Genomic DNA, 13,599 nt, shown 5'->3' with positions numbered 1-13,599 from the left:
ACAGAACCGTAACGTTTTCCCAGATAAAACCTGCCAAAATAAACCTGTCCCTTTTTGGCAGGTTTCTAGAAAGGCTTTTTTGACTGTGAAGGATTCCGACCTCTCCACAACAGCTGCGCGCGACGCCGCTCGCATTGTTTGGTTTAAGCGCTACCCCGCCAAGCAGACGCTCATCGCATTTCTGCTCGCGCTGTTGGCGACCACGGCGTTTTCCATCGATCCCGCGCCGGTCTCGAGCAACGCAGTCTTGGCGATTGACCCCAAAGCCTCGGGCATGCTGTACGTGTGCTACGAGGTGCTCCTCTCGTTTGCCGGCCATACCGACGCGGTCATGCTGCTTGCGCTTGCCTGCCTGCTCACTCTGCCGTTTCGCTACGTATTCTTTGGCCGCGGCGATGCTTGGCGTCCTTCGGTGATCCTTCCGTCGCTGTTCTTTGCCGTCTGCATGGTGTTTGGCCGCAGCTACGACCTCACCGATTCTGCCGAGATCGTACTCGGCGACAAGGCTCGCATCATCTGCGCCTGGATAGGCGGTGCGGGCTGGATGCTCTTGGCGGTCGTTGCCTTCTACCTGGCTTTTGAGTGTCTAGATTGGCTGAGCTCTCGGCGCATTCCGTTTTCCGAAGCGCACTTTGGCCGCGTATGGCGTGTGGCTCACGCCGTGCTCTCGGTCCATCCCTTTGCCGGGCCCTTCCTGGTGCTTGTGATCGCCTGGGCGCCCACGCTTATCGCTTCGCTGCCCGGCCTTTTTATGGGAGATACGGGTGCGCAGATTCGCCAGTGGTTCAACTACCCCAACGGCACGAGTGATTACTTGCGTCTGCTCAATCCCAATGTGTTGCTCAACGGACATCACCCCGTGGTGCACACGGCTATCATCGGTTCGTGCGTCCAGCTGGGGCTTTCACTGTTCAACAGTGCCAACGCAGGTCTTGCCATCTACACCTGCGCTCAGTTCGTCATCACGGCCGCCTGCATGGCCTATTCCATCTCGTCGCTGCGCAAGCTGGGCGTGAGCTTGCCGATCCGCGGCGTGATCTTGCTGTTCTTTGTGTTTATGCCCATGTTCTCCAACTACGCGGCCCTGCTTACCAAAGATGTGCTGTTTACCGACGCGTTTTTGGTGCTGTTGGTGCAGACCGTGAAGCTCGTGGCCTGCGGCCTGCCCCGTCGCGATGCCAATGCCGAGCGTGCGGGCGAACAGAGGCCCGTGCTCTTTGCGCGCCATGACTGGCTGCTGCTCGCTCTGGGTGCCATGGGTTCCACGTTTCTGCGCAACGGCGGCCTGGTGTTTCCCCTGGCGGCATGCGTAATCGCGGCGGCGTTTTGCGCATGGGACGCGCATGTGGCTCGTCGTGCAGTCAAGCAGGCCGGTGCTGCGCCTTCGGGCGCCATCCCGCGTTTCCGCTGGATGGGAGTTCTTGCGGTGCTTGGACTCTGCCTTGCCTCTAATATGTACTTCACCAAGGTGTTTATGCCGGCGCACGACATTACGCCTAGTTCCAAGCGCGAAATCCTCTCGATTCCGTTCCAGCAGACGGCTCGTTTCGTCCAAAAGCACGACGGCCTCAACTCGGGTGTCAACCCTACGGTTAAGGAGGACGGCACTATCGTGGAGGCTCCTCGCGACGGCTTGGTGACCGACGATGAGCGTGCCGTGATCGACCGTGTGCTCAAGTACGACAATCTGGGCCGCCGCTACAACCCGGATAAGTCGGACGCCGTCAAAAATTGCTTTAACGAGTACGCCTCGCAGGAGGACATCAAGGCCTATTTTGAGGTCTGGGCGCAGATGTTCAAAAAGGATCCCGAGTGCTACATCTCGGCGCTCATCAATAACTACTACGGCTACTTTTATCCGAGTGCCCGCGATGCGTGGGTCTACAGCACGGCGCGCAGTGCCGAGATTATGGCGAAGCCCGATAACCTCAAGTACTTTGACTTCCATCCGGTCGATAGCAAGGTTGTGCGCTGGTGCGACCACCTGATCAACCTGTATCGCGTGGCAGTACAGCGCATCCCGTTTATCTCGCTCACCATGAGCTCGGCTACTTACGTGTGGATTATGATCGCCGTGGTGGTCTACCTGTTGCGCCGCCATTCGTGGCGCGGGCTGGCCATTTGGGTGCCGCTGCTGGGCGTGCTCGCCGTGTGTCTGATCGGTCCCTGCAACGGTTCGACCTATATGCGCTACCTGTATCCGGTTATCGCCTGCATGCCCTTTGCCATCGGCGCCACCATCACTCGCAGCGACCTCCTCTGGTCCTAATTTGGTGCAAAGGGGACAGGTTGCTTTGCACCAAAGGATGGCATCATCACGACGCCTTCATTTTGGGGTTTATCTCGCAGGCTAGTAGGTATATCATAACGACGTTTGTTTATATTGCCCGAGCATCTGCGCTGGGCTTTAGGTCAAAACCGATAGGAGACACGTATGTCCGGACACTCTAAGTGGGCCACAACCAAGCATCGTAAGGGCGCGCAGGACGCCAAGCGTTCCGCCCTCTTCTCCAAGCTGAGCCGCAACATCACCGTTGCTGCCCGTCTCGGCGGTGACCCGCTGCCCGAGAACAACGCCAGCCTCGCCGCTGCCGTTGCTAAGGCCAAGGCTCAGTCCATGCCCAAGGACAAGATCAAGTCCGCTATCGACAAGGCCTTTGGTTCGGGTGCCGATGCCGCCGTCTACGAGAACATCGTGTACGAGGGCTATGGTCCCGCCGGTGTCGCCGTCTACGTCGACTGCCTGACCGATAACCGCAACCGTACTGCCGCCGATGTCCGTTCCGCCTTCTCCCACGCTGGTGGCAACTTGGGCACCTCCGGCTCCGTCGCCTTCCAGTTTGAGCGCAAGGGCCAGATTGTCGTCGCCAAGGAGATCCTGGACGAGAATGCCAAGAAGGAGACCATGATCGCCAACGGTGCTGCCGGTGACGAGGATGAGTTCATGATGGCCATCGCCGAGGCCGGTGGCGAGGACTACGAGGATGCCGGCGAGGAGTGGATCGTCTGGACCGCTGCCAACGACGTCATGGCTGTCTCCAAGGCACTCGAGGAGCAGGGCATCCAGGTCAAGGGCTCCGAGACCACCATGGTTCCGACCACCCCGACCGAGGTCTCCGGTACCGACGCCAAGAAGGTTCAGCGCCTCATCGACCGTCTCGAGGAGCTCGACGACGTCCAGGACGTCTACAGCACCATGGACATGACCGACGAGGTCATCGCTGCCCTCGAGGAGGAGTAGCGCCTGCACGGGTTAAGCCGTGCATATCTGGGCATAATGAAGCGAGCATGCAAGCCTCGTGGAATAGATGAGCCGGATCCGCGTGCGTATGGCACCGGACCCGGCTCTTTTATAATGATGCGAATCGTTTTGCATTCTGTGGATCGAGATTTGAAGGGAGCGCCGCATGCGCGTGCTCAAACGAGCCCTAGCGATCGTATATCTTGCCGCCGCCGTCGTGGCGCTGGGCACGTTGGTCTGCCAGTTTTGGGGGCCATATACCTACCGCTTTATGCTGCTGATGCGTGACCCCATGCCGCGCATTGTCGTTACAGTGTGCGGCGGTGTCGTGGCGCTTGGCGTGCTGGCGGTCTTCTTCCGCCTGATGTTTGCTCGCCGCGAGCCGTCCTGCGTGCATCCGGCAGGGGAGCGCAATATCGAGGTCACGCTCGCGGCTCTCTCCTCGTGTGCCCGCGCTGCTGCCGAACGCGATGACCGCGTGATGGTCGAGCATATCGAGGCGCGTGTTCAGGGTTCCGACGAATCGCACGTTCGTTTTAAGGTCGAAGCCATCGCGCTCGATGATAAAGACGTCGCTTCCCTTGCCACTGCGATGCAGCAGCGTATCGAGCGGGCCTGCGACACCATGCTCGGTACGCCGGGCACGACTGCGCGCGTTCGCTTTTTGCCGTCCAAGACTACCGTCCAGACCGTGGAGGTTTCCGGTGAGTGATACCAACCAAGACAAGACCGCCCGCACGCCGCGCCTGACGATCGATCAGAACGCTATGCCGGCAGGCGAGTCCGCCGACACCAAGCCCGAGGCCGGCGAGCAGCACGACAGCGCCGCCAACGACTTTGACGAGGCCATGGGTCTCATCAAAGGTACGGGCGCTGCTATCTGGAGCTACGCCGTGCGCCACCCCAACACTACGCTCGGCGCCGTGGCAGGCTTTATCCTCGCCGTGCTGGTACTTACGTTGGGCCTGTGGGACACGCTTGTCATCGCATTCTTTGTGCTGATCGGCGCCGTGATCGGCCAGATTCGCGACGGCGAGAACGGTATCGTTAACTTCTTCGGCCGTCTGTTTAGCGGCCGCTAATATGTATTCGACTGTCGCATCCGTGGCAGGCATAAGGAGGAACCATGGCTTTTAACACGAAGGTCGATGTGGCCGATACCGAGCTCGAGGCGAATGAGGCCATCGCCGCCGAGGCGGAGGACGTAACGCTCGAGGACGAGGCGCTCGTCGAGGCAGAGTCCGAAGATGAGGCGGACGAGGATGACGAGGAGGCGGACGAGTCCGAGGACTCGCTGACCTATTCCAACGGCGTGATTGAGAAGATCGTCGCCATGGCCACCCGCGAGGTGCCGCACGTTCTGGGCATGAAGGGCAACCTCATGCACTTTGTGCAGGAGCAGTTTGGTGCCGAGAACCTGACCAAGGGCGTGACGGTCGAGGTCACCGACGACAACCGCGTGGTCGTCAACATCTCGGTCATCATCGAGTACGGCGCCTATGCGCCTGCGATCTTTGACGACGTTAAGGCGCGCGTCACCGAGCGTCTTGCCGCGATGACCGGCCTTGAGGTGGCAGGCGTCAACCTGCGCATCGAGGATGTCATCACCCCCGAGGAGTACGAGCACCGTACCAGCCAGCACGAGTAACCTACCAAAAAGGGATGTTTATTTTGGCAGGTTTTATCTGCGTAAACGTCAAACGGCCGGTCGCGCATGCACATGCGCGGCCGGCCGTTCTTTGTATGCCCCCGATGCGGGCATACCGCTCGTCTAACTAAGGGTTGCAATCTTCGCGTTCCGCGTTACCCTAATGGGCGCATTGTTTCCAAATTGTTAACGAGGGGTTGCCGTAATGGCCGACGAACACGAGACCGAAAGCAAGGCATGGGCGATTGAGGCCGCTGCGGCAGAGGCGGCGTCGCGTGCCGCCGAGGAGGTGCATCGTCCTCCGGTGGTGCCGATGGAGCGCGTTGTCGATCGCGATGTTATTGAGCAAGGCGAGCGCGCCGGCCGCAAGCGCAGCCAGGAACCAGGCTTTCCTCGCTTTTTTGCCGAGCTCAACCTGGGCCTGATCCTCACGGCCTTTGCCATCGTGGCTTTCAAAACGCCCAATCACTTTGCCTTCGGCGGTACCTCGGGTGTGTCGGTCATTCTTTCTACGCTGTTCCCGACTCTGCCCGTCGGCGTCTTTATGTGGATTATCAACGCGATCCTGGTCATCCTGGGTTTTATCTTTTTGGAGCGCAAGGCAATCCTTTGGAGTGTCTTTGCCTCGTTTGCGCTTTCGGCCTACGTCTCGCTGTTCGAGCTCTTCCTCCCGACGGATGTTTCGATGACGGGCGATATGTGGCTCGACCTGTGTTTTGCCGTTATCTTGCCGGCGCTCGGCAGTGCTATTGTCTTTGACATTGGCGCCTCGACGGGTGGCACGGACATTCTTGCCATGATCCTCAAACGCCGCACCACGCTCGAGATTGGCCGCGCACTGTTGCTGGTCGATATCGGCATCGTGACCATCGCGGCTTTCCTGTATGGCCCGCGCGTCGGCCTGTACTGCGTGCTCGGCCTGTTTGCCAAGACGCTTGTGGTCGACAAGGCCATCGAGAGCATTCACCTGCGCAAGGTCTGCACGATTATTTGCGCCGAACCGCGCAAAGTCGAGGAGTTTATCGTCAAGCATCTCAACCGCACGGCAACGATCAGCCGTGGCTATGGCGCCTTCTCGGGCAAGTGCGTCACGGTGATCATGAGCGTGCTGAGCCGTCGCGAGGCAGTGCAACTGCGCCGCTATACCCGCGAGATTGACCCTGGCGCCTTCATCACCATCGTCGATAGCTCCGAAATCGTCGGCAAGGGCTTCCGCGGAACGAACTAACGCGGTCGAGCTCATCAAACAATCGAATAGCGCCCTGCGCATTGCAAATGCGTCATGTTGGAGTATTTGTCCCCACATTGGGTGATAATGATGCCAAAGACATCGTTTGCGATCCAGATGATTCGCTCAAGATACGAAGGGATGATCTCGATGTTCTGTTCGCAGTGTGGTGCCCCCATGGGCGATAACGACAAGTTCTGCGGCGCGTGTGGTGCCCCCAATGCCGGTGCCGCAGCCTCTGCCCCTCAGGGTCAGCCCCAGCAGTTTGTTCCGCAACCGCCCGTGGCGAATGCGTCCAAGGGCTGTGTGGCTCAGGCGTTTGAGGATATGACCAAGACTCCGGGCGTGCTGCAGCGCGTGTGCCAGATTGCCTTTTTACCGGCGCTGATTTGTGTTGTGTCGGTACTCGTGCTGTTTATTCCCGTTATTGGCGGCATTGCAGCTGCCATCGGCTTTTTGGCAGCTTGCATTGCGAGCGTGTGTGGTTCCGGCTTTGGTATTGAGTGGGGTCGCGATCTGTCGCTCAAGGTTGATGACGGTATGGATCGTCCACTCATGCGTTCCACGTCGTTTGGCCTCGGAGTCTTTTCGAGCGTTATCTCGGTCGTGCTCGAGGTTATCGCTGCCATTCCCGTTATCGGTGTAGTGCTTTCGCTGGTGGAGAGCGTGGTAATTGGCGCCGCGGGCTCGTATTCGTATTACGGCTCTTATGCACTCGAGGCAGCGCTGTTCGGCTCGCTTGGCCTGCTTGTCCTGGCTATGATTGCCACGGCGGTCTTGGGGGTCTTCTTTAAGATGTTCGCCGACATTGCCGTGATGCACTTTGCGGTGACCGGTCGTGTCGAGAGCGCGTTTTCGCTCGATAAGGTCTGGGCGGCCTTTAAGCACAACAAGACCAAACTGTTCTGCGCTTCGTTCCTTCCCGAGTTTTTGACGGGTCTGGTCGCCAACGTTGTCACATGGATCCTGACGCTCGTCTTCGGCGCCATTGCCTCTGTCGGTATGTATAGCTACTACTACCGTCCTTCGGCTATTGAGGCGCTTGTTACCGGCGGTGGCATCACGCTCGTATTGTTCTTGGTGCTGACGGCGTTTGTCACGGTATTCCTCACGGTCTTTGGCAAGATGCTCAAGCATCGTGCCGTTGGCTATTGGGTTGCGCGCTACGCAAGCGAGTGGGCCGACGAGGACAAGGACGACGTCCTGACTTTTGTGCTGCCGTTTGAGAAGAAGTCTGCTCCGGCTGGTTTTAGCGCCGACGCAGCGCCCGTATCCGATTCCGCTGCGGCGCCTGCGCCCGAGCCCGAGCCCGAGCCTGAGCCTGAGCCTGAGCCCGCGCCCGCGCCCGTGCCTGAGCCCGAGCCCGCGCCCATGCCGGAACCGGAGCCCGAGCCTGCGCCTGAGCCCGAGCCTGCGCCAAGCTCCGACGAGGACCCGCAGGACGAGTAACCCTGCCACCTGCCATTTGGGGACGGGGTAGAAACGGTAGAAATAGCGCTTGACAAATAAGCGGGGACGGACGTGCCGAAGCGTCCGCCCCCGCTTTGATATCGCGATGCGGCTATGACTGCGAGATGGCCGCGAATCGACTACTCGTCGTGCTTCTCCTCGCGGCGAGCGGCGGCACGTGCATCGTGGATGCCCTTGATTGCGGCGTGTCGGGCGGTGCGGGCATCGTGCATGGCGTCGCGGGCCTCGGCGGCCGTGGCCTTGGCAGAGCGCAGTTTGGCTGCCAGGTCGGGGTTGGTTTCGGCGACCGCGGTGATCGCGGGGCCGTCGAGCTCCTCTTGCGTGGGCTCGGCCAAAAAGTCGATGGCATACTGGGCGGCCACCATGGAGCCCTTGGCCAGTACCGACTCGTCAATCTTGTAGAAGCAAGAATGTTGGGCGTACGTGGCGCCAATCTGGGGGTTGCGCGTGCCAACAAAGGCGAGTACGCCCGGTACGCGGCGCAGGTACTCCGAAAAATCCTCGCCCGAAAGCGTGCCGCGGTAATGGCCTTGGCCGGTGGGGCCCAAGCATTTGATTACTGCCTGGCGGCAGCGCTCGCTCGAGGCGGCATCGTTTTCGACCTTGTAGTTGGCGATGGTGTAGTCGGTGAGCTTTGCCTCGGCGCCCAAGGCGGCCGCGGTATGCTCCACGATGCGGCGCATGAGCTCCGGCATTTCCTCGTGGGTCGAATCGCCGTAGGTGCGCACCGTGCCGGCGAGGTAGGCCGTGCCGGCGATAACGTTGCGCGCGGTTCCGCCGTGCAGCTCGCCGACGGTAATGACGGCCGGCTCGTAGGGACTGATCTCGCGCGAAACGATGGTCTGCAGAGCGTTGACGATCTCGGCGGCAACCATAACGGCGTCGTGACCGCGCTGGGGCATGGCACCGTGGCACGAGGTGCCGCGGACGTCGATGCGGAACCAGTCGGTATTGGCCATGCGCGGTCCGGGCTCGCAGCTCACGGTGCCGGCGTCGACCTCACTCCAGATGTGCGCGGCGTAGGCGCCATCGACGCCGTCGAGCACGCCCGTGCCGATCATGAGCTTGGCGCCCTGGCCGTTTTCCTCGCTGGGTTGGAAGACGATGCGGACTTCGCCGTGGATGTCGTCGGTCATATGGCGCAGGATTTGCAGCGTGCCGAGCATCATGGCGATGTGGCAGTCGTGGCCGCAGGCGTGCATGCAGCCCTCGTTGACGCTGGCAAACTCCTCGCCGGTCTGCTCGGTGACGGGCAGGGCGTCGATATCCGCGCGCAGCAGGATACGGCGGCGCGGCGTGCCGTCCTCGCGATAGGCGTCGGGCGCGGTGCCGCGAAGGGTTGCCACAAGGCCCGTCTTAAGGGGACGCTCGTAGGGGATATTCATGGCGTCGAGCTGGTTGGCGATGTCAGAAGTCGTGCGCTCCTCGGCAAGGCTCAGCTCCGGGTGCTTATGGAAGTGGCGGCGCTGCTTGATGATATAGGGTTCAAACTCGGTAGCGATATCTTTGATGGCTGCGGTGACGTCGTCAGCCGCGCGAGCCTCGGTCGCCGCCATAATCTGCTGTGCCTTGGTCTTCGTCATGGTCGATTTGCTCCTTGCTGGGTTGATCGCAAAATCGTACAGGCTCTCTCCAGTATGCCACCTGCCGCTAGGGCTGGTAAAGTTGCCGTTTGCCGCTTGGGGTTTTGTTACAAGGGCGGGGGAGTACACTCGGGGGTGTTGAATTTCCTGCCAGAGATGGGGATGCCCATGCAACATATCGATCGGATTATCCGCTCTAAGAACGTCTTTACCGCGCAAGACGGCATCGATACCGCCCGCGAGCTGGCGATTGCCATCGCAGGCGACCGTATCGTCGCAGTCGGTGCGCCCGATGACGTGATTGCCGCCGCGCCTGCCGCCACGCCGGTTATCGACTACGGCGAGCAGTTTGTCTGCCCCGGTTTCCACGATGCGCACCTGCATTTCTTCCATACTTCGGTTGGCTCCTCGCCGTACATGCTCATGGATATGGGCGCGTCCGAGGCAGCATTGGTGCAGCATGCGCTCGAGTTTTCCAAAGGCTTGCCAGATGACGCCTGGGTCGTGACCCAGGGTTGGCGCGATTACCGCTGGGATCCGCCCGAGCACCCTACCAAGGCCTCCCTCGATGCGGCATTTCCCGATCGTCCCTGCGTTATGTACTCGGGCGACGGGCACACGCTGTGGCTCAACAGCCGCGCACTCGAGGCGCTCGGCGTTACGCGCGACAGCGAGCCTCCGGCGGGTGGCAGTTACGACAAAGATGCAAATGGCGAGCTTACGGGTATCGCCCACGAGGCGGCTGCTATGCAGCTGCTGCCGCGCTGCCTGGAGTGGCTGGGCGAGGACCGCATCGCGAGCGCTTACGCCGACCAGATGAAGCGTATGGCCGAGCAAGGCATCACCTCAATCTGCGATATGTCGCTCATGCCCATGCCGGGCTGCGACTTTATTCGCGACGATGTTTACGACAAGCTGCAGGCCTCCGGCAAGCTGGGCATCCGCGCCCATCTGTTTCCCACGCTGCTGGATGACCAGTCGCGCTTGGAAGAACTCCAGACCCGCTACGCGAACAACGCGCTGCTCTCGGCGCCAGGCTTTAAACAGTTCTTCGACGGCGTGTCGAGCGAGCATACCGCATACCTCACTGAGCCCTATACCAACCCGCGCTTCCCGGGCGACCAGGGCCGTCTGACAGTTCCTGCCGAGCGCATGCGTAAGCTGGTTCTGGCGGCTGCGGAGCGCGGCCACACTGTGCGTATCCACGTCATCGGCGACGGTGCGATTCATGCCGCGCTGGATATCTTCGAGGAGGCCGCCGACCTGTACGGCCTGCCCCAGCACGGCCATAACACACTCGAGCATCTGGAGAACCTCCTGCCCGAGGACATCGACCGCCTGCGCAAGCTCAACGTGGTCGCCTCGAGCCAGCCCTGCCACATCACGCTCGATCCGGGCGGCCCCGAGCGCGATTTGGGCATGGAGCGCAGCCGCATCATGTGGCCGTTTGCAACCTATAAGCAGCGCGGCATTCGCCAAGCCTTCGGTACCGACAGCCCCATCACGCCTGTTACCAGCATGAACGTGCTCTACACGGCTATTACGCGCCAAGACCCCAAAAGCCACTGGCCCGAGGGCGGCTGGTTGCCGAGCGAGCGTATCGATGCGGCAACGGCTCTGCGCAACTACACCCTGGGCAGCGCCTATGCAGCGGGCGACGAGCAAAACCTCGGCAGCCTAGAACCCGGCAAATACGCCGACCTGGTAGTCCTGGACCAAAACCCACTCACCATCGACCCCCAAGAACTCCAAGCCACCAAAGTCCAAGCCACCTACCTAGCCGGCAACCTGATCTACGAGCGCTAGCCCCATACCCCACCCATAAGGGGCGCGTTTCTGCAACGTGCCCCTTTCTTGTTCGCACCATCTGCATCGCCATTTTGCTGCACTGACTTTTCTGAATGCCGGGCCCGAATTAGTTAACCTGGCTCCCTGGGCGGACCGGAGGGCATGAAGTTTGTCGCGAGTTCCGCACGCAAAGGAAAGCACTTAATGTGCTTTCCGTCTTGCGCAGGACTGTAGAGCAGCAAACTACATGCCCTCCGGTCCGCCCCGGGAGCCACCGTTAGGTTATCCCCCGGCATTCAGAAAATCTAAGTGCCAAAAAATAAGATTTTTTGACTCCGTGTTGTATAACCCGCCATTCGTGGGTACCATTCAACGCGTACGCAAACAAAAAGGGTTAATTCGCGTGGCATAACCACGCGGCCCAAAAAGGAGGAGACAAGCATGTCGTCTTTGAAGCCGCTTGCAGATCGTGTTCTGGTCAAGCCCGACGAGGCCGAGCAGAAGACCGCTTCTGGTCTGTATATCGCCAGCAACGCCCAGGAGAAGCCGCAGCGCGGCACCATCGTTGCCGTTGGCGCCGGCAAGGTCAACGACAAGGGTGAGCGCATCCCCATGGACGTCAAGGTCGGTGACGTTGTCATCTACGGTAAGTTCGGTGGCAACGAGGTCAAGGTCGACGGCGAGAAGTATCTGCTGATGCGCGCCGACGACATCTACGCTGTCGTCGAGGCCTAGTCTCGTCAGAATCTCTGATTCGTCTTTGAACGCGATCGTCGCATAGGACTCGGAAGCGGCGACGCGAGTCACATTTCTTTTGGAGGATTACCTACCATGGCAAAGAACATTACGTTCAACACCGATGCCCGCGCCAAGCTCGCCAAGGGCGTCAACACTCTGGCCGACGCCGTTACCGTCACCATGGGCCCCAAGGGCCGTTACGTCGCTCTGCAGCGCACGTTCGGTGCCCCGACCATCACCAACGACGGCGTTTCCGTCGCTAAGGAGATCGAGCTCGAGGACAACATCGAGAACATGGGCGCTCAGCTGGTGAAGGAGGTCGCCACCAAGACCAACGACACCGTGGGTGACGGCACCACCACCGCAACCCTGCTCGCTCAGGCTATCGTCAACGACGGTCTGCGCAACGTCGCCGCTGGCGCCAACCCGCTGGCCATCCGTCGCGGCATCGACAAGGCCGTCAACGCCGCCGTCGCCGAGATGAAGAAGCAGGCCAAGCCGGTCGAGACCAAGGAGCAGATCGCTTCCGTCGGCACCATCTCCGCTGGTGACCCCGAGGTCGGCGAGAAGATCGCCGAGGCCATGGAGGTCGTGGGCAAGGACGGCGTCATCACCGTCGAGGATTCCCAGACGTTCGACATCACCATCGACACCGTCGAGGGCATGCAGTTCGACAAGGGCTATGTCTCCGCTTATTTCGTCACGGACAACGACCGCATGGAGGCCGTGATGAAGGATCCGTACATCCTCATCACCGACCAGAAGATCTCCAGCGTTCAGGACATCATGCCTGTTCTCGAGGCTGTCCAGCGCGCCGGCCGTGGCCTGCTCATCATCGCTGAGGACATCGACGGCGAGGCTCTGCCGACCCTGGTCCTCAACAAGATTCGTGGCGCTCTCAACGTCTGCGCCGTCAAGGCCCCGGGCTACGGCGATCGCCGCAAGCGCATCCTCGAGGACATCGCCGTCCTCACCGGTGGCCAGGCCGCTCTGGACGAGCTGGGCGTGAAGGTCGCTGACATCACCGCCGATATGCTCGGTACCGCTAAGTCCGTCACTATCTCCAAGGACAACACCGTCGTCGTCGGCGGCGCTGGCTCCAAGGAGGCCATCGACGCCCGCATCGCTCAGATCAAGGGCGAGATGGAGAACACCACCTCTGACTTCGACCGTGAGAAGCTCCAGGAGCGCCTGGCCAAGCTCTCCGGTGGCGTTGCCGTCATCAAGGTCGGCGCTGCTACCGAGTCCGAGCTCAAGGAGATCAAGCACCGCGTCGAGGATGCCCTGCAGGCTACCCGCGCTGCTGTCGAGGAGGGCATTGTCGCCGGTGGCGGCGTCGCCTTCATGGACGCTGCTCCTGCGCTCGATGCTGTCGAGATCGACGACCCCGAGGAGAAGATCGGCGTCGATATCGTCAAGAAGGCTCTGACCGCTCCGGTCGCTACTATCGCCAAGAACGCTGGCTTTGAGGGCGCTGTCGTGGTCGACAAGGTTGCCGAGCTGCCCGCCGGCCAGGGTCTCAACTCTGCCAACGGCGAGTGGGGCGACATGATCGAGATGGGCGTCCTCGACCCCGTCAAGGTCAGCCGCGTCACCCTGCAGAACGCTGCTTCTGTCGCCAGCCTGATCCTCATCACCGAGGCTACCGTCTCCGATGTGCCCAAAAACACTCAGCTTGAGGACGCTATCGCTGCTGCTACCGCTGGTCAGCAGGGCGGCGGTATGTACTAAGGCCGACAAGGTCTAGAACTCCCACCGGGAATCCGGGGGCGTGACGGGGGCTTCCCTCCGGAACGTCCTCGGACATGCAAAGAGGCTCCGCATCGCGCTTCGCGCTGCGGAGCCTCTTTGCGTCCTGCGGAATGTTCCGGAGGGAAGCCCCCGTCACGCCCCCGGATTCCCT

The 13,599-nt window shown here is 60.9% G+C and carries 11 protein-coding genes; 10 read left to right on the top strand and 1 reads right to left on the bottom strand.

Going from position 1 to position 13,599, the window contains the following annotated elements:
* The first annotated feature begins 85 nt into the window (after positions 1–85).
* The 7 genes from DW821_RS08555 (at position 86) to DW821_RS08525 (ending at position 7,566) form a co-directional block, all read left to right on the top strand.
* On the top strand, positions 86–2,269 hold the full coding sequence (locus DW821_RS08555) for a DUF6020 family protein (protein WP_233553039.1): 2,184 nt from the start codon (positions 86–88) through the stop codon (positions 2,267–2,269).
* Positions 2,270–2,434: 165 nt separating this feature from the next.
* Positions 2,435–3,241 carry a YebC/PmpR family DNA-binding transcriptional regulator gene (locus DW821_RS08550; RefSeq protein ID WP_055309449.1) on the top strand — a complete coding sequence of 269 codons (807 nt, stop codon included), beginning with the start codon at positions 2,435–2,437 and terminating at the stop codon, positions 3,239–3,241.
* A gap of 166 nt (positions 3,242–3,407) precedes the next feature.
* Positions 3,408–3,953 (top strand): hypothetical protein, encoded by a 546-nt coding sequence (locus DW821_RS08545; protein WP_118066493.1) that lies wholly within the window; start codon positions 3,408–3,410, stop codon positions 3,951–3,953.
* Entirely contained in the window at positions 3,946–4,323 is a 378-nt protein-coding gene (locus DW821_RS08540; RefSeq protein WP_233502694.1) for a DUF2273 domain-containing protein, read from the top strand. The genes DW821_RS08545 and DW821_RS08540 overlap by 8 nt, the downstream gene beginning before the upstream one ends.
* A 44-nt stretch (positions 4,324–4,367) precedes the next feature.
* Positions 4,368–4,889, top strand: a complete 522-nt coding sequence (locus DW821_RS08535; protein WP_118066491.1) for an Asp23/Gls24 family envelope stress response protein — start codon at positions 4,368–4,370, stop codon at positions 4,887–4,889.
* Positions 4,890–5,094: 205 nt separating this feature from the next.
* Complete coding sequence (locus DW821_RS08530; RefSeq protein WP_118066489.1) at positions 5,095–6,117, top strand: YitT family protein; 1,023 nt, start codon at positions 5,095–5,097, stop codon at positions 6,115–6,117.
* 150 nt (positions 6,118–6,267) lie between these two features.
* Positions 6,268–7,566, top strand: coding sequence for a zinc-ribbon domain-containing protein (locus tag DW821_RS08525; RefSeq protein WP_158567561.1), 1,299 nt, complete (start codon positions 6,268–6,270; stop codon positions 7,564–7,566).
* 140 nt (positions 7,567–7,706) lie between these two features.
* Here DW821_RS08525 and DW821_RS08520 read toward each other — a convergent pair whose 3' ends face one another.
* Positions 7,707–9,170 (bottom strand): M20 family metallopeptidase, encoded by a 1,464-nt coding sequence (locus tag DW821_RS08520; protein WP_118066485.1) that lies wholly within the window; start codon positions 9,168–9,170, stop codon positions 7,707–7,709.
* Positions 9,171–9,338: 168 nt separating this feature from the next.
* Here DW821_RS08520 and DW821_RS08515 point away from each other — a divergent pair, with 168 nt between their 5' ends.
* From DW821_RS08515 to groL, 3 genes are all read left to right on the top strand, one after another.
* Positions 9,339–10,976, top strand: coding sequence for an amidohydrolase (locus DW821_RS08515; RefSeq protein WP_233540738.1), 1,638 nt, complete (start codon positions 9,339–9,341; stop codon positions 10,974–10,976).
* Positions 10,977–11,399: 423 nt separating this feature from the next.
* Entirely contained in the window at positions 11,400–11,693 is a 294-nt protein-coding gene (groES, locus tag DW821_RS08510) for a co-chaperone GroES (protein WP_022094351.1), read from the top strand.
* A gap of 96 nt (positions 11,694–11,789) precedes the next feature.
* Positions 11,790–13,427, top strand: coding sequence for a chaperonin GroEL (groL, locus tag DW821_RS08505; RefSeq protein WP_006234938.1), 1,638 nt, complete (start codon positions 11,790–11,792; stop codon positions 13,425–13,427).
* Positions 13,428–13,599: the final 172 nt, after the last annotated feature.

It is taken from the genome of Collinsella sp. AM33-4BH, from assembly GCF_003469205.1.
Taxonomy (GTDB): Bacteria; Actinomycetota; Coriobacteriia; order Coriobacteriales; family Coriobacteriaceae; genus Collinsella.
Note: the sequence above shows the minus strand (reverse complement) of the source record. Positions and strands in the feature narration are given on the sequence as shown.

What these genes read in the sequence shown, in the direction of transcription:
- DW821_RS08520 (WP_118066485.1), bottom strand. Translation starts at nt 9,170, where the DNA reads ATGACGAAGACCAAGGCACAGCAGATTATGGCGGCGACCGAGGCTCGC.
- DW821_RS08550 (WP_055309449.1), top strand. Translation starts at nt 2,435, where the DNA reads ATGTCCGGACACTCTAAGTGGGCCACAACCAAGCATCGTAAGGGCGCG.
- DW821_RS08525 (WP_158567561.1), top strand. Translation starts at nt 6,268, where the DNA reads ATGTTCTGTTCGCAGTGTGGTGCCCCCATGGGCGATAACGACAAGTTC.
- DW821_RS08545 (WP_118066493.1), top strand. Translation starts at nt 3,408, where the DNA reads ATGCGCGTGCTCAAACGAGCCCTAGCGATCGTATATCTTGCCGCCGCC.
- groES (WP_022094351.1), top strand. Translation starts at nt 11,400, where the DNA reads ATGTCGTCTTTGAAGCCGCTTGCAGATCGTGTTCTGGTCAAGCCCGAC.
- DW821_RS08535 (WP_118066491.1), top strand. Translation starts at nt 4,368, where the DNA reads ATGGCTTTTAACACGAAGGTCGATGTGGCCGATACCGAGCTCGAGGCG.
- groL (WP_006234938.1), top strand. Translation starts at nt 11,790, where the DNA reads ATGGCAAAGAACATTACGTTCAACACCGATGCCCGCGCCAAGCTCGCC.
- DW821_RS08530 (WP_118066489.1), top strand. Translation starts at nt 5,095, where the DNA reads ATGGCCGACGAACACGAGACCGAAAGCAAGGCATGGGCGATTGAGGCC.
- DW821_RS08515 (WP_233540738.1), top strand. Translation starts at nt 9,339, where the DNA reads ATGCAACATATCGATCGGATTATCCGCTCTAAGAACGTCTTTACCGCG.